The sequence below is a fragment of the Kitasatospora xanthocidica genome (genome assembly GCF_014656195.1).
Taxonomy (GTDB): domain Bacteria; phylum Actinomycetota; class Actinomycetes; order Streptomycetales; family Streptomycetaceae; genus Kitasatospora; species Kitasatospora xanthocidica.
On sequence record NZ_BNBY01000010.1, the window covers coordinates 257,541 to 280,331 of the forward strand.

A 22,791-nucleotide genomic window follows, 5' to 3' on the forward strand; every position below is an offset into this window, starting at 1 on the left:
GCCTCCGCTACCACCGCCGCCGGCCGGGGCTACCAGCGGTTGATCGGTGGGGGTGAGGTGAGGCGGGCGGCGAGGGTGGCGAGGCGGGTCAGGGGGGAGCGGCGGGGGGCGGGGTGGGCGGCGGCGGCGCTGAGCAGGTGTTGGGCGAGGTCGAAGGGTTCTTCGGCGGCGGTGCCGACGGCGAGGCGTTCGTGGGCGAGTCCGCCGAGGTCGCCCGGGGCGGCGGCGCCGTCCACGGCGAGGACGGTCGCGCCGTGCCGGCGGGCGTCGTGGACCCGTTCCAGCAGGGGGGTGTCGGCCGCCGCGGGGGCCACCACCAGGACGGTGGCTCCGCGTCCGGCGTCGGTCAGCCGCCGCAGGTCGTGGGCCAGGTGGGCCGGGGCGCCGGCCGGTGGGCGGTGCCGCAGCAGGGTGGGTGCCAGCCGGGGGACGGCCGACCAGGCGGCCTCGTCCGCCAGGTGGGCGGCCAGGTGCCAGGGCTCGTACGCCTCGGTGCCGACCAGGAGCAGTCCGTCGGCGCCGCGTCGTTCCACCGAGCGCCGCAGCGTCCCGGCGAAGCCGCCGACGGCCTCCAGCCAGCCCGTGCCCGTCAGCCGTTCCCGGAGTGCCGAAACTCTCACCGCGTCCATGCGGGCCAGGATGTCGCGCCGGGCCGGGCATTTGGCAGGATCAACCCATGACTTCCCTCGATTCAGCGACAAACCCGGCCCATGAACTGCCGGACGTCTCGCAGCTGGTGGTCGGTGTCCTCGGCGGCACCGGCGACCAGGGGCGGGGCCTGGCCCTGCGGCTGGCCAAGGCCGGCCAGCAGGTGATCATCGGCTCCCGCGACGCCGCCCGGGCCGAGGCCTCGGCGGCCGAGCTGGGCCTCGGCGTGCGCGGCGCCGACAACGCCACCGTCGCCAGGGAGAGCGACGTGGTGATCGTCGCGGTGCCGTGGGACGGCCACGCCGCCACGCTGACCGCGCTGCGCGAGGACCTCGCCGGCAAGATCGTCGTGGACTGCGTCAACCCGCTGGGCTTCGACAAGCAGGGCGCGTACGCGCTGAAGCCGGAGGAGGGCAGCGCCGCCGAGCAGGCCGCCGCGCTGCTGCCGGACTCCCGGGTGACCGCCGCCTTCCACCACCTCTCGGCGGTGCTGCTGCAGGACGAGTCGGTGGAGGAGATCGACACCGACGTCATGGTGCTGGGTGAGGACCGGGCCGCGACCGACGTCGTGCGCGCCCTGGCCTCCCGGATCCCGGGCATGCGCGGCATCTACGCGGGCCGGCTGCGCAACGCCCACCAGGTCGAGGCGCTGGTGGCGAACCTGATCTCGGTCAACCGCCGCTACAAGGCCCACGCGGGTCTGCGGATCACCGACGTGTGACCGGAGGCCGCCGTGTCGACCTCACCCCTGGAGCCCTTCCGGAGGTGAGGTCGGCGACAATGGGTCCCGGCCGCGATCCGGCCGGCCGCACCCGTTCTAGGAGCCTCCCGCCATGCCCCGCACGTCCCTGCTCGCCCTGATCGTCGTCGTCCTCGCGCTGGCGGCCGCCGTCTTCTCCGTGACCCAGGGCCTCTGGCTGGGCCTGATCTGGCTGCCGCTGGCCGGTGTGGCCAGCAACGTGCTGTGGATGAACCGCCGCCGGGCGAAGATCGCCGAGGCCGCCGCGGCCGCCGCCGAGCAGGGCTAGGGCGTGTCTGACAATTCGCGTCGGATCAGCGCGCGGCGTTGGGGTGCGTGCATCGCAAGGCGGAGGAGGGAGTCCATGCGGAGCATCGGCGACCGACGACAACGCGGCGAGGTGCGTGCCCCGGCGTCGCGCGCCCGGCGGGAATTGTCAGACACGCCCTAGCCGCCGGGACGCACCGGCGCCCCGGCTCAGTTGTCCCAGAACCGGAACAGCGCGTAGCCCAGGTCGGAGACCCGGCCGTCCGCCCCGAAGAGCGACATCAGCCCGTGCACCGCCTCGAAGAAGAGGTGGTTGACCTGGGGCTGCCACAGCAGGGCGAACACGGCCAGCATCCCGTACGGCGCGAACGGCTCGACCGCGCGCCGGGTCTTGGCGGAGAGCCACGGCTCGACGATCCCGTAGCCGTCGAGGCCGGGCACCGGGAGCAGGTTCAGCAGGGCGGCGCTGAGCTGGAGCAGGCCGAGGAAGGCCATCGCGCACTCGATCGGCTTGTACGGGTCGACGCCGAGGGCCCAGACGTACACCCCGTCGTCGCCGTGCAGCCAGCCCGCGCCGACCGGGATCAGCAGCACCGCCGCGAACAGCAGGTTGACCAGCGGCCCGGCCGCCGAGATCAGGCTGTGCTTGAGCCGGCCCTGGATGCGGTGGCGCTCGATCCACACCGAGCCGCCGGGCAGGCCGATGCCGCCGAGGATCACGAAGACGATCGGCAGCACGAAGCTGAGCAGCACGTTGGTGTACTTCAGCGGGTTGAGCGTGAGGTAGCCCTTGGCGCCGACGGTGATGTCGCCGCCGTGCAGCGCGGTGCGCGCGTGGGCGTACTCGTGCAGGCAGAGCGAGACCATCCAGCCGGCGACCACGAACAGGAACACCCCGAAGGAGCTGTTCCCGTAGTCGGCGTACACGGCCCAGGCGGAGGTGCCGAGGACGGCGAGGAGCACCCAGAACACCGGGCTGATCCGGCGGTCCTCGCTGCGGGAGCGCGGCGTGGCGGCGAAGGTCATGGTGGGGATGCTCCGTGGGCAGGGGGGCGGGATGCGGGCCGGGGTCGATCATGCCGGGCGGGCCGGTGGCGGACAAGCCGCTCCGGGTGAAACGTCCGAACCTCCGGTCCCGTTCCGCCCCGGGCGCGGGCCTCAGCACAATTGTGCGGCCGCACCCGTGCGGATCGACCAGAATGGTCCGGTGCACTACGGCATCCTCGGGACGACCACGGCCCATCACGACGACGGAACCCAGGTGCCCCTGGGCGGCGCCCGGCTGCGGGCGCTGCTGACCGCGCTGGCCCTGCGGCAGGGCCGGCCGGTGCCGGCCGACCTGCTGGTGGACGAGGTGTGGGACGCCGACCCGCCGCAGGACTCCTCCGCCGCGCTGCAGACCCTGGTCGGGCGGCTGCGCCGTACCGTGGGCCGGGACGAGGTCGGTTCCGGCCCGGCCGGGTACTGGCTGACCGGCCCGGGCACCGACCTCGCCGACTTCCAGCGGCTGAGCGCGGAGGGCCGGCGTGCCCTGGACGCCGGGGAGCACGCCGTCGCCGCCGAGCGGCTGCGCGCCGCCCTGGCGCTCTGGCGCGGCCCCGCCCTCGCCGACCTGCCGGACCGCACCGGCCCGGCCGCCCGGCTGGAGGCCCAGCGCGAGGAGGCCCGCCGGCACCGGATCACCGCCGACCTGGGGCTGGGCCGGGCCGGGGAGCTGGTCGCCGAGCTGGCCGAACTGTGCGAGCGGCACCCGCTGGACGAACCGCTGCAGCTGCTGATGCTCCGGGCGCTGCACGAGAGCGGCCGGACGGCCGAGGCGCTGCGCCACTACGAGCGGACCAGGCGCGCCCTGGCCGATGAGCTCGGGGTTGATCCCGGTCGGCAACTCCAGTCCGTCCACGCCGAGTTGCTCGCCCCGGTGGCGGAGTCGCCGGTGCGGCGGGAGCCGGGGCCGGAGCCGGGGCCGGAGCCGGCCCGGACCGCCCCGGCGCCCCAACCGCCGCGCGCCGGAGGCAATCTGCGCGGCCGGCTGACCAGCTTCGTCGGCCGGGAGTCCGATCTCGCCGCGCTGCGCCGGCTGTTGACGGAGCGTCGGCTGGTGACCCTGACCGGCCCCGGCGGGTCGGGCAAGACCAGCCTCTCGGTCGAGGCCGGCCGCGCCGAGCTGTCCGCCGGGACCTGGCCGGACGGCGTCTGGGTGGCCGAACTCGCCCCGCTGGAGAGCCCGGACGCGGTGCCCGCCGCCGTGGTCTCCGCGCTCGGGCTGCGCGAGATCGTGCTGCACAGCACCAGCATGGTCGCCGAGGTGATCGAGAAGCGGGCCGAGGACCCGGTGCGCCGGCTGGTCGAGCGGTGCGGACACCGCCGGATGCTGCTCGTCCTGGACAACTGCGAGCACCTGATCCAGGCCGCCGCCGACCTGGTGGACGTGCTGCTCGCCGAGTGCCCCGGGCTGACGGTGCTGGCCACCAGCCGGGAGCCGCTCGGCGTGCCCGGCGAGACGGTGCTGCCGGTCGAGCCGCTGCCCGACCCGGTCGCGCTGCGGCTGTTCGCCGAGCGCGCCGCCACCGCCCGTCCGGGCTTCGACCCGCAGGGCGACCCGGAGGCCTGCGCGGAGATCTGCCGCCGGCTGGACGGGCTGCCGCTGGCCATCGAACTGGCCGCCGCCCGGCTGCGGGTGATGACGGCGCGCCAGATAGCCGACCGGCTGGACGGCCGGTTCGCGCTGCTCACCGCGGGCAGCCGCACCCTGCTGCCGCGCCAGCAGACCCTGCGCGCGGTGGTCGACTGGAGCTGGGACCTGCTGGGCAAGCGGGAACGCGCGGTGCTGCGCCGGCTCTCGGTGTTCGCGGGCGGCTGGCAGCTGGAGGACGCCGAGGCGGTCTGCGCCGACGGCACCGACGTGGCCCCCGGCGAGGTCGCCGACCTGCTGCTGTCGCTGGTCGACAAGTCGCTGCTGGTCGCCGACCTGGACGGCGCCAGCCTGCCGCGCTACCGGATGCTGGAGACCATCCACGAGTACGCGACCGAGCGCCTCGCCGAGTCCGCCGCCGAGCGCACCGCCACCGAGGCCCGCCACCTGGCGCACTTCCGCGCCCTGGTCGCCGAGGCCGACCGGTACATCCACGGCCCCCGGCAGCTGCACTGGCTGGCCGTGCTGGAGCGCGAGCAGGACAACGTCCGGGCGGTGCTGCGCCGCGCCATCGACCTGGGGGACGAGCAGCAGGCGCTGGTCCTCGTGCTCGGCATGAGCTGGTACTGGTCGCTGCGCGCCTACGGCATGGAGGCCCGCGGCTGGTACAACGCGGTCGCCGCGCTCGGCCCGGACCCGTTCGGCCCGGACGTCCCGCCGCCGGTGCCGCTGGAGCGGAACGTGCTCTCGTACGGCCTGCCGATGCCCGAGGGCGTGGTGGAGGAGTGCCGCCGGCTGCTCGCGATGTTCCGGCTGGTCGGGCTGTTCGAGGGGAACCTGGACGTGCTCGGCGACGAGCAGGCGATCGCCCTCTCCCAGCAGCTGCTGGAGGTCTACACCCCGGAGCTGCCGCAGTCCTACCGGTTCCCGGCGCTGATGCGGGTGTTCGGGGCCTTCCTGTCCGGCCGGCTGGAGCTGATGACGGAGCTGCTGGACGACGCCGTCCGCGGCTGCGAGCGGTACGGGGAGCCGGGCGACCTGGCCTTCATCCTGCAGATCCGGGCCCGGATGATGAACGACTGGCCGAGCGGCGCGGAGCAGAGCCTGGCGGACGGCCGGCGCTCGCTGGAGCTGTACGAGCAGACCGGGGACCTCTGGGGGACGTCCCAGGCGCTGGCCGCGCACGGCGAGAGCCTGGCCAACCAGGGCGAGTCGGAGGCCGCCGCCGCCGCGTACGGGCGGGCGATCGAGCTGGCCGAGGAGCTGGGCGCGCCGCAGGAGATCCCGATGCTGCGGGTGCACCTGGGCACCGCCCTGCTGGAGCACGACATGGAGCTCGGCGAGCGGACCGTCCGGGAGGCGCTGGCCGCGATCGAGACCCCGGTCGCCAACCAGTCCACCACCGGCGCCCTGATGTTCGGCCACCTGACGCTCTGCGGCGTCCACGCCCAGCGCGGGGAGTACCCGGAGGCCCTGGCCGAACTGGACGCGCTCGACGCGGTCCGGGTGGGCGGCTTCGCGCCGGGCATCGTGGACGGGCTGCTGGTGAGCGCCCGGGGCTGGATCAGGGCCCGGGCCGGGGACCCGGACGCGGGCCTCGTCCTGCTCCGCGAGGGGCGGCGGATGCTGAAGTCCGTCTCGGCCGCGAGCGGCTTCACCGAGCACATGACGGTCATGGTGGTGCCCGCGGTGGTCGCGGTGCTCTGCGCCTTCGCCCAGCGCGACGGGGACCTGGCGCGGGCCGAGGCGGCGGCCGTGCTGATCGGCGCGCACGGCGGTCTGAACGGGCCGAAGGGCGGCTACCTGGACCGGGTCGAGCGCGAGCGCTCCGCGCGGGCCTTGTGCGAGGTGCTGGGCGACGCCGCCTTCGAGGAGGCCCGGGGCCGCGGCGTCGGGATGACCCAGCAGCAGACCCACGAGCTGCTGGAGGAGCTGATCTTCGGGGCGTAGGGCGTGCCCTGTGGATCTTGTCGGATCAGGCCGCGGCGAGGTGCGTGCCCCGGCGTCGTGGACCCGGCGAGGATCCGCGGGACACGCACGCCCGTCGGCCCGGCCGGCCGGTGCCCGTCCCCTGGTCACCGGCCCGCCGGGCCCGTACGGCGGCCGGCGCCTGTCCCGGGCGGCCGGCCGTCGGATCCGCCGTCTCCTCCGAGGAGGGGCGGCGGAGGTCCGGGGTCAGGTCCGCTTGCGGAACCGGGCCACCGCGAGCGGGGCGAAGACCGCGGTGACGGCGGCGGACCAGATCAGCACGATCATCACCGGGTGGGCCACCGCGCCCTGGCCGTTGAGCAGCGCCCGGGAGGCGTCGGCCAGCGCGGAGAGCGGGTTGACCTTGGTGAAGGACTGCAGCCAGCCCGGCATGGTCTGGGTCGGGGCGAAGATCGAGCTGCCGAACTGCATCGGCATCAGGACCAGCATGGCCACGCCCTGGACGGCCTGGGCGCTGCGCAGCGCCATGCCCAGCAGCATCGAGATCCAGACGATCGACATGCCGAACACCAGGGCGAGGCCGATCGTGGCCAGCACCTCCAGCGGACCGGTCTTCACCTCGAAGCCGATGCACATCGCGAAGCCGATCAGGATCGCGAAGGAGAGGAGCCCGCGGAGGGTCTCGGCGGCGATCTTGGAGAGCAGGACGGAGGCCCGGCCGATCGGCAGGGTCCGGAAGCGGTCCATCACGCCGGTCTGGAAGTCGCTGTTGAGGCCGGTGCCGACGGCCATCGCGAGGGTGAGGCCGGTCTGTCCGAGCAGGCCGGGGACCAGGTACTGCTTGTAGGTGTCCTGGTCGCCGGCCATCGCCCCGCCGAAGACGTAGACGAACAGCACGGTGAAGATCACCGGCATCAGCACGGCGTCGAACATCGACTCCGGGTCGGCCTTGATCCGCATCAGGTTGCGCCGGGTCAGCGCGCCGACGTGGCGCAGCGTCCCGGACAGGCCGATCCGGGAGTCCTCGGCCCGGGCGGGGGCGAGCGTGGCGGTGGTCATGCGACGGGCTCCTTGGCGAGGCTGGGGACGGGCTCGGCGTCGGCGACGGGCTTGCCGGTGATGGCGAGGAAGACCTCGTCGAGGCTGGGCACCTTGGTGTCGATGCCGGCGATCGCGAAGCCGCGGCCGCCGAGCACCCCGATCACCGCAGTCAGCTGCTCCTCGCCGGTGATCGGCACCGCGAGCAGGCCGGTGTCGGCGGAGTAGGTGGCGGTGCTGACGCCGTTCTCGCGCAGGCAGCGGGCCATCTCGGGCAGATCGGCCGGCCGGGCCGGGCGGACCTGCAGGGTCTGGCCGCCGACCTTGGCCTTGAGGTCGGACACCAGGCCGTTGGCGATCACCTTGCCGCGGTCGATGACGGTCAGCTCGTTCGCGAGCTGCTCCGCCTCCTCCATGTACTGGGTGGTCAGCAGCACGGTGGTGCCTTCGGCGACCATCCGCTGCACCTCGTCCCAGACCTCGTTGCGGGTGCGCGGGTCCAGGCCGGTGGTGGGCTCGTCCAGGTAGAGCACCCGGGGGCGGCCGATCATGCTGGCGGCCAGGTCGAGGCGGCGGCGCATGCCGCCGGAGTAGGTCTTGGCGGTCCGCTTGGCGGCCTCGGTGAGCGAGAACCGCTCCAGCAGCTCGGTGGCGCGGGCCCTGGCCTCGCGGCGGGGGAGGTCGAGCAGGCGGCCGATCAGGTAGAGGTTCTCGTACCCGGAGAGGAGCTCGTCGACCGAGGCGTACTGGCCGGTGAGGCCGATCGTGCGGCGCAGCTGCTTCGGCTGGCGCAGGACGTCGTAGCCGCCGACGACCGCGGTGCCGGCGTCCGGCTTGATCAGGGTGGAGAGGACCCGGACCAGGGTGGTCTTGCCGGCGCCGTTGGGGCCGAGCACGCCGAGGACGGTGCCCTCCTTCACGGTGAGGTCGACGCCGTCCAGGGCCTTGGTGGTGCCGTAGTGCTTGACGATGCCGCGGACCTCGACGGCGTTGCCGACGGCGGCTCCCCGGTCGTTCGGGGCGGTGGCGATTCGTGTCATGCCACCAGGTTGTCCGCCCCGGCTGTCAGCCCCCTGTCAGCCGGGCGGGCCCGCTGCCAGCCCGCTGTCACGCCGCTGTCAGCGGGGCCCGGAGACGTCACAGCCCCCTTTCCGCGACCGCGGAGAGGGGGCTGCTACTCGCTCACTCGCCTCCGGCCCGGGCCGGTCAGTGGAAGCTGTGCTCCTCGGCCGGGAAGGCGCCGCCGCGGACGTCCTCGGCGAAGGCGCGGGCGGCGTCGCCGAGGACGGCCCGCAGGTTGGCGTACTGCTTGACGAACTTCGGCACCCGGCCGGCGGTCATGCCGGCCATGTCGGTCCAGACCAGGACCTGGGCGTCGGTGTCGGGGCCGCCGCCGATGCCGACGGTCGGGATCGCCAGCTGCTCGGTGACCTGGGTGGCCAGCTCGGCCGGGACGGCCTCCAGCACCACGGCGAAGGCGCCGGCCTGCTGGACGGCCTTGGCGTCGCGCAGCAGCTGGTGCGCCGCCTCGTCGCCGCGGCCCTGGACGGGGTAGCCGCCGAGGGCGTGCACGGACTGCGGGGTGAGGCCGATGTGCGCCATCACCGGGACGCCGGCCTCGACCAGCAGCTCGATCGAGCGGGCGCTGCGCTCGCCGCCCTCCAGCTTGACCGCGCCGACCCCGGCCTCCTTCATCAGCCGGGCCGCGTTGTGCATGGCCTGCGCGGGGGACTCCTGGTAGGAGCCGAACGGCAGGTCGGCGACGATCATCGACCGCTTGGTGCCGCGGACGACGGCGGCGGAGAGCATCACCATCTGATCCATGGTCACCGGGACGGTGGTCTCGTAGCCGAGGTGGCAGTTGCCCGCCGAGTCGCCGACCAGCAGGACCGGGATGCCGGCCTCGTCGAACACGCCCGCGGTCAGCGCGTCGTAGGCGGTGAGCATCGACCACTTCTCGCCGCGCTGCTTGGCGGCGGCGAGGTCGCGGACGGTGACGCGGCGGTTGGTGACCCCGCCGTAGAGGGTGGCGGTCGACGCCTGGTTCTGGGCAGGCGAAGGCGAGGAAGCGTTCATCGAACGGGCTCCTGAAGGGTTGTCGTCTCGTGGCGCCGTGCGGCGTCCCCGGATCACCTCCATGCTTGCACGCCCCGGCGCGAGCGCAAAGAGGGGTGCGTCGGTCCCGGTGCGATCCGTGACACACGGGGTCCCGGGGCCGTCGCGGACCGGCGCCGTCGTGGACCGGGGCCGTCGCGGACCGGGGCGGGCTTTGCCTCGTTTTTACGAAACGGGGTCGTCTCGTATCGTATTCGCCGCTACTCTGGTGCGGGGGGTTACGAGACGCATCCGACTCGGAATTGCCCGCCAGTGCCACGCCAACACGGACGGGAAGACCAATGACCACCGCAGCCGCGCCACCCCGTGTGCCGGAAGCCATCCACCGTCGGCGCTGGGCGATCCTCTGCACCCTGGTGCTCGCCCTGCTCGTCGTCGTGCTCGACAACTCGATCCTCAACGTCGCGATGAAGACCATCGCGACCCCCGCTCCGGTCGGCCTCGGCGCCACCCAGAGCGACCTGGAGTGGTCGATCAACTCCTACACCCTGGTGTTCGCCGGGCTGCTCTTCACCTCGGGCCTGCTCGGCGACCGCTTCGGGCGCAAGCTCGCGCTGCTGGCCGGCATGGTGGTCTTCGGCGTGGCCTCGCTGCTGTCCTCGATGGCCGGCTCGCCCGGTGAACTCATCGGCTTCCGCGCCCTGATGGGCGTCGGCGCCGCGCTCGCGATGCCCGCCACCCTGGCGATCATCATGAACGTCTTCGAGCGCGAGGAGCAGCCCAAGGCGATCGGCATCTGGGCGGGCGCGGTCGGCCTGGCCATCGCGATCGGCCCGATCACCGGCGGTCTGCTGATCGAGCACTTCTGGTGGGGCTCGGTCTTCCTGATCAACGTCCCGATCGTGGTCGTCGCGGTGATCGCGATGGCGGTCCTGGTGCCCGAGTCCAAGGACCCGAGCCCGGGCAAGCTCGACCCGGTCGGCGTGCTGCTGTCGATCGTCGGCCTGGTCGCGCTGATCTACGGCATCATCAAGGGCGGCGAGCTGGCCGACTTCACCGCCCCCGCGGCCTGGGTGCCGACCCTGGTCGGCGTGGTCGCGCTGGTGGCCTTCGTCTGGTTCGAGCGCCGCACCGCGTTCCCCGCGCTGGACGTCACCTGGTTCCGCAACAAGGTGTTCAGCGCCTCCGTGGTGGTCGTCGGCGTGATCTTCTTCGCGCTGATGGGCGTCTCGTTCTTCGGCGTGTTCTACATCCAGAGCGTGCGCGGCTACAGCGCGCTGCAGGCCGGTCTGCTGATGCTCCCGCTGGCCGTGGCCCAGCTGCTGTTCGCGCCGCGGGCCCGGCTGGTGGTCGACCGGATCGGCGTCGCCGCCACCGCCGCCGGCGGCATGGTGCTGGTCGCGCTCGGCTTCGTCGGCTACACCGTGCTCACCGTCACCACCCCGATCTGGGTGCTGATCGTGCTCGGCCTGGTGATGGGCGCCGGCATGGCGCACGTGATGCCGCCGGTCACCGTCGCGATCATGGGCTCGCTGCCCCGGGAGAAGGCCGGCGCCGGCTCGGCCGTCAACAACACCTTCCGCCAGGTCGGCGGCTCGCTCGGGGTCGCCGTGCTCGGCGCGGTGCTCTCCACCGTCTACCGCGACGGGATGAGCGACACGCTGAACCAGCTGCCCGAGAACCTGCGGGACAAGGCCGGCGAGTCGCTGGAGGCCACCCTGGCCATCGCCGACCGGATCCCGGGCGGCAAGGCGCTGGTCGGCCCGGCGAACGACTCCTTCATCCACGCCATGCACATCGTCGCCTCGCTCTCGGTGGGCATCTCGGTGCTCGGCGCGCTGGTCGCCTGGTTCCTGCTGCCGCGCCGCACCGCCGCCCCCGGCGCTCCGGCCGGTCCGGCCGCCGCGCAGCCGGACGAGGCCCGCGCGGCCGCGGCCGCGGACGCCTGACCGGCGACCGGTGCCCGGCGGCCGGCGAGCGGCGACCGGTGGCCGGGTCGGCCTGGGCCGACAGCCGACGGCCGGCCGCCCGCCGCGGATCACGACTGAGTGACAATGGCCCTGCCGCCCCGGGTGCGCCCGGGCGGCAGGGCCTCGGTCCGGCGGGCCCCCGCCCGCCGTACGGACCGCCAACGACACGGACGGCGCCCGCGCGCCCGGGGACAGCGAGGAGACCAGCGGGGATGAAGACGGACAGCCCGACCGCCGACACCGGGCAGGCCTGCGCCGCGACCCGCCGGGGCCGCCCGCGCAGCGAGGCCGCCGAGCAGGCCATCTTCACCGCGGTCGAAGACCTGATGGCGGGCGGCACCACGATGTCCGAGCTCACCATCGAGGGCATCGCCACCGCCGCCGGCGTCGGCAAGGCCACCATCTACCGGCGCTGGCCCAACAAGGAGGCGCTGCTGGTCGACGTGGTCAGCCGGCTGGAGGTCCCGATGCCGGAGCCGACCGGCGAGGGCGCCCGGGCCGACCTGATCGAGATGGTCGACTACATGCGCCGGCGCGGCCTCGCCAAGCGCAGCCGCTGGGTGCTCAAGGCGGCCTTCGGCCAGATGCACAGCCTGCCCGAACTGCACAACGCCTACCGCGAACGGGTGGTCAAGCCGCGCCGCGAGGCCGGACTGGCCCTGATCCGCCGCGCCGTGGACGAGGGCGTGCTGCGCGCCGACCTCGACCCGGACCTGCTCGGCGACCTGCTGATGGGCCCGATCCTCTACCGCAGCATCCTGTGGGACGACTCCGACCTGGAGGACCCGGACCTGGCCCGGGCCATGGTCGACTCCGTGCTCCAGGGCCTGGCACCCCGCTGATCCCGCTCATCCGTTGACCCGCTGACGGCGCTCACCCCGCCGACCCCGCCGGACGTGGCCTGGCTCACCAAACCGGGCCACGCCGGAACCCGCTCCGGGGGCGTGACGTCTGTCCCGGCATAGGCTGAGCCGGGTATCCGAACGAACCGGCACCGGCCCGGTTCGTGCCCGTCCGTACGGGCCGGACCGGGGACCGGCGGACGGCACGAGCGAACGGGAGCCACGGATGGCACAGGCGGACAGGACCGAGCGGATCGCGGCCCCCGGAGGTGCCGACGACCCGGCCCCCGCGGCCCGTCCGGCCGGCTTGCTCGGCCTGCGCCACTGGGGCCGGGACGCCCGCGGCGCCACCACCTGGCGGCGCGGCCTGGTGGTCGCCGTCCTGGCCGTGCTCACCGGCGCGCTGCTCGCCTTCCACGCCGAGGTGCCCAACAGCGTGGGCAACCTCGGCAGCCTGCTGGAGACCTTCCTGCCCTGGGTCGGCCTGGCCGTCCCGGTGCTGCTGGTGCCCGCGCTGCTGCGCCGCTCCGCCACCGCGCTGATCGCCCTGCTGCTGCCCGTCGTGCTCTGGGCCAACCTGTTCGGCGGCCTGCTGAGCGACAAGAGCGGCGGCAAGGGCGACTGGACGGTGGTCAGCCACAACGTCGCCGCGGCCAACACCGACGTGCCGGCCACCGTCCGCGGGCTGGTCTCCTCCGGCGCCGAGATCGTCGCCCTGCAGGAGCTGGCCAGCCGGGCGCTGCGCTCGTACGAGACCGGGCTCGCCGACGCCTACCCGTACCACACGGTCGAGGGCACGGTCGGGCTCTGGTCGAAGTTCCCGATCAGCGGGATCGCGCCGGTGGACCTCAAGATGGGCTGGACCAGGGCGTTCCGGGCCCAGGTCGCCACCCCGCAGGGCCCGGTCGCGGTGTACGTCGCGCACCTGCCCTCGGTGCGGCTGAAGGCCGAGGGCGGCTTCACCGTCAACCAGCGGGACGCCAGCGCCCAGGCGCTCGGCGACGCGATCCAGGCCGAGCCGGTCAAGAAGGTGCTGCTGCTCGGCGACCTCAACGGCACCATGAACGACCGCAGCCTGGCGCCGGTCACCTCGCAGATGCGCTCGGCCCAGGGCGCCGCCGGGGACGGCTTCGGCTTCAGCTGGCCGGCGTCCTTCCCGATGGCCCGGATCGACCAGATCCTGAGCAAGGGCGGGCTGGCGCCGGTCGACTCCCGCACCCTGCCCCGGGACGGCAGCGACCACCTCGCGGTGGCCGCCACCTACCGGTACAACTAGGGCACCCTAGGGCGTGTCTGACAATTCGCGTCGGATCAGCGCGCGGCGTTGGGGTGCGTGCATCGCAAGGCGGAGGAGGGAGTCCATGCGGAGCATCGGCGACCGACGACAACGCGGCGAGGTGCGTGCCCCGGCGTCGCGCGCCCGGCGGGAATTGTCAGACACGCCCTAGCCGCGCCGCCAGCGGTTGGTGATCGGCAGGCGGCGGTCCCGGCCGAAGTTCTTCACCGAGATCTTCGGGCCCGGCGGGTACTGGCGCCGCTTGTACTCGGCGGTGTCGACCAGCCGCACCACCCGGTCCACCACGGCCGGGTCGAAACCGGCCGCCACGATCGCGTCCCGCCCCTCGTCGCCCTCGATGTAGCGGGTCAGCACGCTGTCCAGCAGGTCGTAGTCCGGCAGCGAGTCGGTGTCCTGCTGGTCCGGCCGCAGTTCGGCGGACGGCGGCTTGACGATGGTGTTCTCCGGGATCGGCGCCACCTCGCCGCGCCGCCCGGCCTCCTCGTTGCGCCAGCGGGCCAGCCGGAAGACCAGCGACTTGTAGACGTCCTTGATCGGCCCGTACGCGCCCACCGAGTCGCCGTACAGGGTCGAGTAGCCCACCGCCAGCTCGCTCTTGTTGCCGGGCGCGAGCACGATGTGACCCTCCTGGTTGGAGATCGCCATCAGCAGGGTGCCGCGCAGCCGGGACTGCAGGTTCTCCTCGGCCAGGCCGGTCAGCTCGGTGGCGGCCAGGTAGGCGTCGAACATCGGGGCGATGGGGACGGTCCGGAAGTGCAGGCCGGTGCGGCGGGCCAGCTCGGCCGCGTCGTCCTTGGAGTGCTCCGAGGAGTAGCGGCTGGGCATCGACACGCAGTGCACGTTCCCGGCGCCGATCGCGTCCACCGCGATCGCGGCCACCAGGGCGGAGTCGATGCCGCCGGAGAGGCCGATCAGGACCGACCGGAAGCCGTTCTTGGCCACGTACGCCCGGGTGCCGGAGACCAGCGCGGCCCAGATCTCGGCCTCGTCGGACAGCCGCGGCGCGATCCCGGCGGGCGGGATCGCGGCGGGTGCGGCCCCCGGCCCGTCGTCCAGCTCGGTGCGGACCAGGTGGAGGCCGTCGCTCAGCAGCAGGCCGTCGGTGTGGTCGCTGTCGGCGGCCGGCAGGTCCAGGTCCAGCACCAGCAGGTGCTCCTCGAACTGCGGGGCGCGGGCGAGCACTTCGCCGTCCGGGCCGACCACGATCGAGTCGCCGTCGAAGACCAGCTCGTCCTGGCCGCCGACCATGTTGACGTACGCCAGGGCGCAGTCCGCCTCGGCGGCCCGGCGCCGGACCAGCTCCAGCCGCTGGTCGTCCTTGTTCCGCTCGTACGGCGAGCCGTTGATCACCAGCAGCAGCCCGGCCCCGGCCTCGCGGGCCGCGGTGACCCGGCCGCCGTCCTGCCAGATGTCCTCGCAGATCGCCAGCGCGACGTCCACCCCGTGCACCCGGACCACCGGCAGCTGGTCGCCCGGGACGAACCAGCGGAACTCGTCGAACACGCCGTAGTTGGGCAGGTGGTGCTTGGCGAAGCGGGTGACCACCTCGCCCCGGTGCAGCACCGCGGCGCAGTTCTGCGGCGACCCGGCCGGGCGGTTGAAGCGCGGCGAGGCGTGCTCGGAGCGCCCGAGGTAGCCGACCACCACCGGCACCTCGCCCAGGCCGTCGGCCGCCAGCCGGCCGGCCAGCTCGACCAGCGCGCCGCGGGAGGCCTCGACGAAGGAGTGGCGCAGGGCCAGGTCCTCGACCGGGTACCCGGTGAGGGCCATCTCGGGGAAGGCGACCAGCTGCGCGCCGGCCTCGACGGCCTGCTTGGTCCAGCGCACCACCTCATCGCTGTTGCGGGCGAGGTCACCGACCCAGGGGTCGATCTGGCTCAGGGCGAGACGGAGATTGGGCATGCCACCGAGTTTATCGTCTATCTGACGCGATGTCCCGCGAGGGCAACTCCACGAGGGGCCGCACTGCCGGACCGCGCGGTGATCGGCCATGATGGGGGCAATCGCCGCCAGGGGTCTTTCGGGGGCTTCCCGGGCGTAACACGAGCGTAAAGAGCAGAGGTGAGACTGTCCCCATGGGCAAGCAGCAGCAGTTCGTGCTTCGGACGCTCGAAGAGCGTGACATCCGGTTCGTCCGGCTGTGGTTCACCGACGTGCTCGGGTTCCTCAAGTCGGTCGCGGTGGCGCCGGCCGAGTTGGAGCAGGCCTTCGAGGAGGGCATCGGGTTCGACGGCTCCGCCATCGAGGGCTTCGCCCGGGTGTACGAGTCCGACATGATCGCCAAGCCGGATCCGACCACCTTCCAGATCCTGCCCTGGCGCTCGGAGACCCCGGGCACCGCCAGGATGTTCTGCGACATCCTGATGCCGGACGGCTCGCCGTCCTACGCCGACCCCCGGTTCGTGCTCAAGCGCACCCTGGAGAAGGCCTCCGACCTGGGTTTCACCTTCTACACCCACCCGGAGATCGAGTTCTTCCTGCTGAAGAACCTGCCGGGCGACGGCACCGCGCCGATCCCCGCCGACCAGTCCGGCTACTTCGACCACACCCCGCGCGGGGTCGGCCACGACTTCCGCCGCCAGGCGATCACCATGCTGGAGTCGATGGGCATCTCCGTCGAGTTCTCGCACCACGAGGGCGCCCCTGGCCAGCAGGAGATCGACCTGCGCTACGCCGACGCGCTCTCCACCGCCGACAACATCATGACCTTCCGTCTGGTCATGAAGGAGGTCGCGCTGGAGCAGGGCGTGCACGCGAGCTTCATGCCCAAGCCGTTCTCCGAGCACCCCGGCAGCGGCATGCACACCCACGTCTCGCTGTTCGAGGGCGACCGCAACGCCTTCCACGAGTCCGGCGCCGAGTACCAGCTCTCCAAGGTCGGCAGATCGTTCATCGCCGGCCTGCTGAAGCACGCCGCCGAGACCGCCGCCGTCACCAACCAGTGGGTGAACTCCTACAAGCGCATCTGGGGCGGCTCCCAGCGCACCGCCGGCGCCGGCGGCGAGGCCCCGTCCTACATCTGCTGGGGCCATAACAACCGCTCCGCGCTGATCCGGGTGCCGATGTACAAGCCGGGCAAGCAGGGCTCCACCCGGATCGAGGTCCGCTCCCTCGACACCGGCTGCAACCCGTACCTCGCCTACGCCGTCACCCTGGCGGCCGGCCTCAAGGGCATCGAGGAGGGGTACGAGCTCCCGCCCGGCGCCGACGACGACGTGTGGGCGCTGTCCGACTCCGAGCGCCGCGCCCTCGGGATCCAGCCGATGCCGCAGAACCTCGGCGAGGCCATCGACCTGATGCAGCGCAGCGAGCTCGTCGCCGAGACGCTGGGCGAGCACGTGTTCGACTTCTTCCTCCGCAACAAGCGCCAGGAGTGGGAGGAGTACCGCTCCGAGGTGACCCCGTTCGAGTTGCGGAAGAACCTCCAGGTGCTGTGAGCGGGTGACCGCCGCTCAAACCGCTTCGGGCCCGCTGTCGTTCGAGAGGATGACGGCGGGCCCTCCTATGGAGTGGATCTGAGCCGGAGGACTCCACTGGTGGCGGTATGTGACGTTCATGTGACGGAACGTTGTGGTCCGATTGGGCTGCTCGTCTCGTTCCGTCCTGAGAGGATCACATGACCTCCTCCGTCAGCCGTGCCGCTGCCGCCCGTCTGCTCGCCCGCCGGATCGGCGTCGGGGGCGCCGCCCTCGTCGCCGTCGCGGGCCAGCTGCTGGCCGTCCCGACGATCGCCGACGCCCGGGGTTCCGGCTCCGGCAAGGAGCACCCGCAGCTGCGGGCCAACACCATCGCGTCCAACCCGCTGCCGTTCACCACCCGCTTCGAGGGCGACTTCCACGGCTCCATCACCCGGATCAGCAACTCGCTGATGACCTGCGACGAGACCAAGCCCCCGGTCGACCCGGCGCAGCCGCCGTGCGAGGACGCCCGCAAGGGCCTCGGCAGCCGGCCGATCAACAACAAGTACCAGATGAAGTACATCAACATCGACCCGGGCTCGATCGGCCCGCTCGGTGACCCGATCTACTCCGCCAGCTCCGCCGACCTGGGCCTGCTCCCGGGCTCGACCGTCAAGTACGCCCGGCTCTACTGGGGCGGCACCCGCGGCATCGGCGACACCGTGCTGCCGGAGAGCCAGATCGACGAGGTGTACCTGAAGGTCCCGGGCGAGACGCAGTACCGGAACATCGCCAACGACCAGCCGTCCATCGGCTACATCACCACCGACGACGAGAGCAGCTACCAGGCCTCCGCCGACGTCACCGACCTGGTCAAGAAGTTCGGCAACGGCAGCTACACCGTCGCCAACATGGACTCGGTGGTGAAGCCGCACAGCTGGGGCGGCTGGACGATCGTCGTCGCGTACGAGAACGACTGCAAGCCGCTGCGCCACGTCCACCTGTGGGACGGCTTCCAGGTCGAGCTGCCGGACAGCCCGGAGCGCGAGATCGACCTCACCGGGCTGCAGACCCCGCCGACCGGCCCGGTCCAGGGCAAGCTCGGCTTCGTGGTCTACGACGGCGACCTCAAGTGGACCGGCGACACGCTCAAGATGAAGTCCACCAACGGCCCGGAGACGCCCTTCACGGACGTCAACCACGCCTCGGACGACGCCTTCAACTCCACCATCGAGGAACTGACTCCGGCCGACCAGTTCGTCCGCACCCCGTACAACCGCAACAACTTCGGCTACGACTCCAACCGCTGGGACATCTCGCCGTTCCTGCGCAACGGGGACACCGACATCAAGGTGAAGTTCGACACCGACAAGGACGGCTACGACCTGGGCGTCTTCTACGCCTACGTCAACCTGGACAGCTCCACCGAAGGCTGATCCCCCCTCGGGGACCCGGCCCGACCCCGGCGCCGCTGCCGCACCACCCGCACCCCGCGGGGCGGCAGCGGCGCCGCCGCGTCCCGGCCGCGCGGGGCGCCGCGCAGCAGCCGCTCGCAGGGGCGCTCCACCCAGCGGTAGAGGGCGGCCGCGACGGCCAGCGAGCCGCCGGCCAGCAGCAGCCAGACGCCGAGCGTCGCGGCGCCGGGGGCCGGGCGGCCCTGCACCGCGAGCCAGCAGCGGATGCCGACCTCGTGCACCAGGTACCAGGCGTACGACCACTCCCCGAGCCGGACGGCCGTCCGGCCCGCCAGCAGCCGGGGCGCCGTCGCCGCCGCGTCGCGCCGGGCGGCCGCCGCCAGCAGGGCCGCGAACAGCGGGGCCGGGACCAACTGGGCGGCGCTGTACGGTCCGTACCAGAGCGCGTCCGGGACGGCCGCGTGCCAGGGGACCAGCACCAGGTGCCACCCGAGGACGGCGGCCGCCGCCGGGACGAGCCGCGGCCGGGGGAGCAGGCCGTGGCGGGCGGCCAGACCGGTGACCACCCCGAGGACGAACTGCGGGGTCCTGGTCAGCGGGAGGTAGTCCAGCAGCCAGCCGCGCAGGACCGGATCGGCGGGCAGCAGGGCGCCGGCCGCCCACAGCGCCGGACCGAGCAGCGCGCAGCCCGCCCCGACCGGCAGCCAGACGCGGCGGCGCGGCGCCAACAGCCGCAGCAGGAACGGGAACAGCAGGTAGAACCAGGCCTCCGCGCCCAGCGACCAGGAGGCCGGATTGCCGCCGTACACGGTGGACGGCGCCCACGGGTGCACCAGCGCCAGCGACCAGAGCGCGGCCACCACCGGCAGGGCCGCGCCGATCGCGGCGTCCGCGCCCAGGGAGAGCCCGGTGGTCAGCAGGTGCAGCGGCCAGATCCGGGCGAACCGGCGCCGGGCGAAGACGGCGGCGGACGCGGGCGAACTCCCGTACGTCCAGGCGAGGACGAAGCCGGAGAGCACGAAGAAGAACGTCACCCCGGACCGGCCGTACCAGGCGAGCGGGCCCACCAGCGGCAGCTCGCCGACCTTGCGGGAGAGGTGGTAGAGCACGACCAGCAGGGCGGCCCAGAAGCGCAGCCCGGTGAGCGAGGGCAGGCGACTGGGCATCTGTGCTCCGGGGGGTCTGTGCTCCGGGGGGTCTGTGCTCCGGGGGTGGGGGACGGCGCCCGGGTGAACGAGCGGGGCGGGGGCGAGGTCACGCGCGGCGGTCGGGGCGTCCGGGAGGTGGTCGTGTCCGGCGGCCGGCCGCCGGGGCGCGTAGCCTGCTGAGGCGGACGGATGGAGGGGCTGATGGTGGAGGAGCAGCGGGCCGGGAGCCGGGTCAGCAGGCCGGAGAACCGGTTGGTCCGACGCGGGTTCGGCGACCCGGCGCGGGCGGTGCGGCTGTTGGAGGGCCCCGGCCTGAGGGGACTGGCCGACGACCCGGTGCTGCTGGACGCGCTCGGCGCCACCGCCGACCCCGACCTCGCGCTGCTCGGCCTGGCCCGGCTGATGGAGGCGGCCGACGAGACCGACCGGCACACCCTGCGGGACACCCTGACCACCTCCAAGCCGCTGCGCGACCGGCTGCTCGGCGTGCTCGGCGTCTCCACCGCGCTCGGCGACCACCTCGCCCGGCACCCGCACGACTGGCACGTGCTGGTCACCTTCGAGCTGCGCGACATGCACCCCGGCCCGGAGGACTTCCGCCGGGCCCTCGGCGAGGGCGTGCGCGGCGGCGACCGGAGCCCGGCGGATGCCCTGCGGGTCGCCTACCGGCGCTGCCTGCTCGCCATCGCCGCCCGCGACCTCACCGGCACCACCGACCTCGCCCGCACCGCCGCCGAACTCGCCGACCTGGCCGGCGCCACCCTGCAGACCGCCCTGGACCTCGCCGCCGAGCAGGACCCGGAGGCCACCGCGGCCTGCCGGCTCGCCGTGATCGGCATGGGCAAGTGCGGCGGCCGCGAACTCAACTACGTCTCGGACGTGGACGTCATCTTCGTGGCCGAGCCGCGCGAGGGCGTGGACGAGCACGAGGCGGTCAAGGCCGCCACCCGGCTGGCCGCCGCCCTCACCCGGCTCTGCGCGGACACCACCGGCGAGGGCACCATCTGGCCGGTGGACGCCAACCTGCGCCCCGAGGGCCGCAACGGCCCGCTGGTGCGCACCCTGGCCAGCCACCTCGCCTACTACCAGCGCTGGGCCAAGACCTGGGAGTTCCAGGCCCTGCTCAAGGCCCGCCCGGTCGCCGGGGACGCCGAACTCGGCGCCGCGTACGTCGAGGCGCTCGCCCCGATGGTCTGGCAGGCCGCCGCCCGGGACAACTTCGTCACCGACGTGCAGCAGATGCGCCGCCGGGTGATCGACTCCATCCCCGCCACCGAGCTGGACCGCCAGCTCAAGCTCGGCCCGGGCGGGCTGCGCGACGTCGAGTTCTCCGTCCAGCTGCTCCAGCTGGTGCACGGGCGCACCGACCCGGCGCTGCGCAGCGGCAACACCCTGGAGGCGCTGGCCGCGCTCTCCCGGGGCGGCTACGTCGGCCGGGCGGACGCCGCCTCGCTGGACACCGCGTACCGCTTCCTGCGCTCGCTGGAGCACCGGATCCAGCTCCACCGGCTGCGCCGCACCCATCTGATGCCCACCGCCGCGGAGGACCAGCGCCGGCTGGCCCGCTCGCTGACCTCGCTGATCAACGACGACACCCGCGCCGATCCGGTGGCCGCGCTGCAGCGGGAGTGGAAGCGGCACGCGGTGGAGGTCCGGCGGCTGCACGAGAAGCTGTTCTACCGGCCGCTGCTCGACGCCGTCGCCGAGCTGCCGCCGGGCGCCGCCGGGCTCACCCCGGACGCGGCGCGGGCCCGGCTGGAGGCGCTCGGCTACACGGACCCGGCGGCCGCGCTGCGGCACATCAGCGCGCTCGCCTCCGGGGTCAGCCGCAAGGCGGCGATCCAGCGCACCCTGCTGCCGGTGCTGCTCGGCTGGTTCGCCGACTCGGCCGACCCGGACGCCGGGCTGCTCAACTTCCGCCAGGTCTCCGACGCGCTCGGCCGCACCCCCTGGTACCTGCGGCTGCTGCGGGACGAGAGCGCCGCCGCCGAGCAGCTGGCCCGGGTGCTGTCGGCCGGCCGGCTCGCGCCGGACCTGCTGCTGCGCGCCCCCGAGGCGGTGGCCATGCTGGGCGATCCGCAGGGCCTGGAGCCGCGCGGCCGGGCGGCGCTGCAGTCGGAGATACTGGCCGCCGTCGGCCGGGCCGGCTCCACCACGGCCGCCGTGGCCGCCGCCCGCTCGGTGCGCCGCCGGGAGCTGTTCCGTACGGCCGCCGCGGACGTCCTCGGCCGGCTCGGGGACGACCCCGCCGAGGCGCTGGAGACCGCGGGGGAGGCGCTCACCGCGCTCAACGCCGCCACCCTGGAGGGGGCGCTGCGCGCCTGCGTGGCGGGCTGGGAGGCCGAGCACGGGGACCTGCCGACCCGGCTCTCGGTGGTCGCGATGGGCCGCTTCGGCGGCCACGAGCTGGGCTACGGCTCGGACGCGGACGTGCTCTTCGTCCACGAGCCGCTGCTCGGCTCGCTGGAGGAGGAGGCCGCCAAGGCCGCCCAGGCGGTCTGCCACGAGCTGCGCACCCAGCTGGGCGCACCCTCCACCGAGCCGCCGCTGCTGGTCGACGCCGACCTGCGGCCGGAGGGGCGCAGCGGCCCGCTGGTGCGCACCCTCGCCTCGTACGCGGCGTACTACCGGCGCTGGTCGCACGCCTGGGAGAGCCAGGCGCTGCTGCGGGCCGAGCCGGTGGCCGGGGACGCGGAGCTGGGCGCGCGGTTCCGGCAGCTGATCGACCCGCTGCGCTACCCGGGCGAGGGGGTGCCGGAGCGGGACCTGGTGGAGATCCGCCGGATCAAGGCCCGGATCGAGGCCGAGCGGCTGCCGCGCGGGGCCGACCCGACCACCCACACCAAGATCGGCCGGGGCGGGCTGGCGGACGTGGAGTGGACGGTGCAGCTGCTCCAGCTCCGGCACGGGCACGAGTTCCCGGCCCTGCGCACCACCCGGACCAGGGCGGCGCTGGCGGCCGCGGTGGAGGCCGGGCTGGTGCGGCGGGACGACGCCGAGGTGCTGGACGCCGCCTGGGTGCTGGCCTCCCGGGTGCGGGCGGCGGTGATGCTGGTCCGCGGCCGACCCGGGGACAGCTTCCCCGGGGAGGCCAGGGAGCTGGCCGGGGTGGCCCGCTACCTCGGGTACGGCGCCGGGCACAGCGGGGAGCTGCTGGACGACTACCGGCGGACCACCCGGCGGGCGCGGGCGGTGGTGGACCGGCTGTTCTACGGGCTCGGGTGAGCTCGGCGGCGCATGCGAAAGGGGCCCCTGGATCAGGGGCCCCTCCTCGTCGTTCCTCGGCCGTGGCACAGGGCGCGTCTTCGAACCCCCGGCGTCGCCCCGCAGGCGGGGGTTCGAAGACGGGCCCTAAGGCGTGTCTGACAAATGATCATCTGGCCGGTTCGCGGAGCCAGAGGATCAGGGAGGCC

The 22,791-nt window shown here is 73.7% G+C and carries 16 protein-coding genes; 9 read left to right on the forward strand and 7 right to left on the reverse strand.

Translation table 11 applies throughout. The features are described 5' to 3' along the window. Positions 1-29 precede the first annotated feature (29 nt). Positions 30-629: a hypothetical protein gene (locus IE332_RS20540; RefSeq protein WP_189918429.1), complete on the reverse strand. Its 600-nt coding sequence runs from the start codon at positions 627-629 to the stop codon at positions 30-32. Between the two features lie 47 nt (positions 630-676). Between IE332_RS20540 and npdG the strand changes: the two genes are divergently transcribed. Continuing rightward, entirely contained in the window at positions 677-1,369 is a 693-nt protein-coding gene (npdG, locus tag IE332_RS20545) for an NADPH-dependent F420 reductase (RefSeq protein WP_189918431.1), read from the forward strand. A 112-nt stretch (positions 1,370-1,481) separates the two neighbouring features. Beyond that, positions 1,482-1,676 (forward strand): hypothetical protein, encoded by a 195-nt coding sequence (locus tag IE332_RS20550; protein WP_189918433.1) that lies wholly within the window; start codon positions 1,482-1,484, stop codon positions 1,674-1,676. 188 nt (positions 1,677-1,864) lie between these two features. On the opposite strand, the gene IE332_RS20555 is transcribed toward IE332_RS20550, so the two are convergent. Further along, a complete protein-coding gene (locus IE332_RS20555) occupies positions 1,865-2,680 on the reverse strand; it encodes a site-2 protease family protein (RefSeq protein ID WP_189918435.1) in 816 nt (271 codons plus the stop codon). Between the two features lie 181 nt (positions 2,681-2,861). On the opposite strand from IE332_RS20555, the gene IE332_RS20560 reads away from it, so the two are divergent. Then, positions 2,862-6,236 (forward strand): AfsR/SARP family transcriptional regulator, encoded by a 3,375-nt coding sequence (locus tag IE332_RS20560; protein ID WP_189918437.1) that lies wholly within the window; start codon positions 2,862-2,864, stop codon positions 6,234-6,236. Between the two features lie 225 nt (positions 6,237-6,461). Here IE332_RS20560 and IE332_RS20565 read toward each other — a convergent pair whose 3' ends face one another. The 3 genes from IE332_RS20565 to panB all read right to left on the reverse strand — a co-directional run bounded on the left by IE332_RS20565 (position 6,462) and on the right by panB (position 9,329). Next, complete coding sequence (locus IE332_RS20565; protein WP_189918439.1) at positions 6,462-7,274, reverse strand: ABC transporter permease; 813 nt, start codon at positions 7,272-7,274, stop codon at positions 6,462-6,464. After that, positions 7,271-8,293: an ATP-binding cassette domain-containing protein gene (locus IE332_RS20570; RefSeq protein WP_189918449.1), complete on the reverse strand. Its 1,023-nt coding sequence runs from the start codon at positions 8,291-8,293 to the stop codon at positions 7,271-7,273. Before IE332_RS20570 ends, IE332_RS20565 begins: the two co-directional genes overlap by 4 nt. Positions 8,294-8,459: 166 nt before the next feature. Beyond that, a complete protein-coding gene (gene panB / locus IE332_RS20575) occupies positions 8,460-9,329 on the reverse strand; it encodes a 3-methyl-2-oxobutanoate hydroxymethyltransferase (protein WP_189918451.1) in 870 nt (289 codons plus the stop codon). A 320-nt stretch (positions 9,330-9,649) separates the two neighbouring features. On the opposite strand from panB, the gene IE332_RS20580 reads away from it, so the two are divergent. The 3 genes from IE332_RS20580 to IE332_RS20590 all read left to right on the forward strand — a co-directional run bounded on the left by IE332_RS20580 (position 9,650) and on the right by IE332_RS20590 (position 13,396). Then, positions 9,650-11,257 (forward strand): MFS transporter, encoded by a 1,608-nt coding sequence (locus IE332_RS20580; RefSeq protein ID WP_189918453.1) that lies wholly within the window; start codon positions 9,650-9,652, stop codon positions 11,255-11,257. 233 nt (positions 11,258-11,490) lie between these two features. Next, positions 11,491-12,120, forward strand: coding sequence for a TetR/AcrR family transcriptional regulator (locus IE332_RS20585; RefSeq protein ID WP_189918455.1), 630 nt, complete (start codon positions 11,491-11,493; stop codon positions 12,118-12,120). Positions 12,121-12,346: 226 nt separating this feature from the next. After that, the gene (locus IE332_RS20590) at positions 12,347-13,396 is read left to right on the forward strand and encodes an endonuclease/exonuclease/phosphatase family protein (protein ID WP_189918457.1); all 1,050 of its coding nucleotides are present in this window, start codon (positions 12,347-12,349) and stop codon (positions 13,394-13,396) included. A 168-nt stretch (positions 13,397-13,564) separates the two neighbouring features. Here the strand turns inward: IE332_RS20590 and IE332_RS20595 are convergent, their stop codons facing one another. Then, complete coding sequence (locus IE332_RS20595; RefSeq protein ID WP_189918459.1) at positions 13,565-15,319, reverse strand: NAD+ synthase; 1,755 nt, start codon at positions 15,317-15,319, stop codon at positions 13,565-13,567. A 173-nt stretch (positions 15,320-15,492) separates the two neighbouring features. Between IE332_RS20595 and glnA2 the strand changes: the two genes are divergently transcribed. Together glnA2 and IE332_RS20605 are read left to right on the forward strand one after the other, a co-directional pair. Then, a complete protein-coding gene (gene glnA2, locus IE332_RS20600; RefSeq protein ID WP_097238167.1) occupies positions 15,493-16,854 on the forward strand; it encodes a gamma-glutamylpolyamine synthetase GlnA2 in 1,362 nt (453 codons plus the stop codon). A gap of 179 nt (positions 16,855-17,033) precedes the next feature. Continuing rightward, the gene (locus IE332_RS20605; RefSeq protein ID WP_229928747.1) at positions 17,034-18,251 is read left to right on the forward strand and encodes a hypothetical protein; all 1,218 of its coding nucleotides are present in this window, start codon (positions 17,034-17,036) and stop codon (positions 18,249-18,251) included. On the opposite strand, the gene IE332_RS20610 is transcribed toward IE332_RS20605, so the two are convergent. After that, positions 18,218-19,396 (reverse strand): acyltransferase family protein, encoded by a 1,179-nt coding sequence (locus IE332_RS20610; protein WP_189918461.1) that lies wholly within the window; start codon positions 19,394-19,396, stop codon positions 18,218-18,220. The two genes, IE332_RS20605 and IE332_RS20610, sit on opposite strands and share 34 nt — an antisense overlap. 183 nt (positions 19,397-19,579) lie before the next feature. On the opposite strand from IE332_RS20610, the gene IE332_RS20615 reads away from it, so the two are divergent. Next, positions 19,580-22,603 (forward strand): bifunctional [glutamine synthetase] adenylyltransferase/[glutamine synthetase]-adenylyl-L-tyrosine phosphorylase, encoded by a 3,024-nt coding sequence (locus tag IE332_RS20615; protein ID WP_189918463.1) that lies wholly within the window; start codon positions 19,580-19,582, stop codon positions 22,601-22,603. The last annotated feature ends 188 nt before the right edge of the window (positions 22,604-22,791 follow it).

Excerpts from the sequence above, each read along its gene's own strand:
- IE332_RS20540 (WP_189918429.1), bottom strand. The coding sequence starts at position 629 with ATGGACGCGGTGAGAGTTTCGGCACTCCGGGAACGGCTGACGGGCACG.
- npdG (WP_189918431.1), top strand. The coding sequence starts at position 677 with ATGACTTCCCTCGATTCAGCGACAAACCCGGCCCATGAACTGCCGGAC.
- IE332_RS20550 (WP_189918433.1), top strand. The coding sequence starts at position 1,482 with ATGCCCCGCACGTCCCTGCTCGCCCTGATCGTCGTCGTCCTCGCGCTG.
- IE332_RS20555 (WP_189918435.1), bottom strand. The coding sequence starts at position 2,680 with ATGACCTTCGCCGCCACGCCGCGCTCCCGCAGCGAGGACCGCCGGATC.
- IE332_RS20565 (WP_189918439.1), bottom strand. The coding sequence starts at position 7,274 with ATGACCACCGCCACGCTCGCCCCCGCCCGGGCCGAGGACTCCCGGATC.
- IE332_RS20570 (WP_189918449.1), bottom strand. The coding sequence starts at position 8,293 with ATGACACGAATCGCCACCGCCCCGAACGACCGGGGAGCCGCCGTCGGC.
- panB (WP_189918451.1), bottom strand. The coding sequence starts at position 9,329 with ATGAACGCTTCCTCGCCTTCGCCTGCCCAGAACCAGGCGTCGACCGCC.
- IE332_RS20580 (WP_189918453.1), top strand. The coding sequence starts at position 9,650 with ATGACCACCGCAGCCGCGCCACCCCGTGTGCCGGAAGCCATCCACCGT.
- IE332_RS20585 (WP_189918455.1), top strand. The coding sequence starts at position 11,491 with ATGAAGACGGACAGCCCGACCGCCGACACCGGGCAGGCCTGCGCCGCG.
- IE332_RS20590 (WP_189918457.1), top strand. The coding sequence starts at position 12,347 with ATGGCACAGGCGGACAGGACCGAGCGGATCGCGGCCCCCGGAGGTGCC.
- IE332_RS20595 (WP_189918459.1), bottom strand. The coding sequence starts at position 15,319 with ATGCCCAATCTCCGTCTCGCCCTGAGCCAGATCGACCCCTGGGTCGGT.
- glnA2 (WP_097238167.1), top strand. The coding sequence starts at position 15,493 with ATGGGCAAGCAGCAGCAGTTCGTGCTTCGGACGCTCGAAGAGCGTGAC.
- IE332_RS20605 (WP_229928747.1), top strand. The coding sequence starts at position 17,034 with ATGACCTCCTCCGTCAGCCGTGCCGCTGCCGCCCGTCTGCTCGCCCGC.
- IE332_RS20610 (WP_189918461.1), bottom strand. The coding sequence starts at position 19,396 with ATGCCCAGTCGCCTGCCCTCGCTCACCGGGCTGCGCTTCTGGGCCGCC.
- IE332_RS20615 (WP_189918463.1), top strand. The coding sequence starts at position 19,580 with ATGGTGGAGGAGCAGCGGGCCGGGAGCCGGGTCAGCAGGCCGGAGAAC.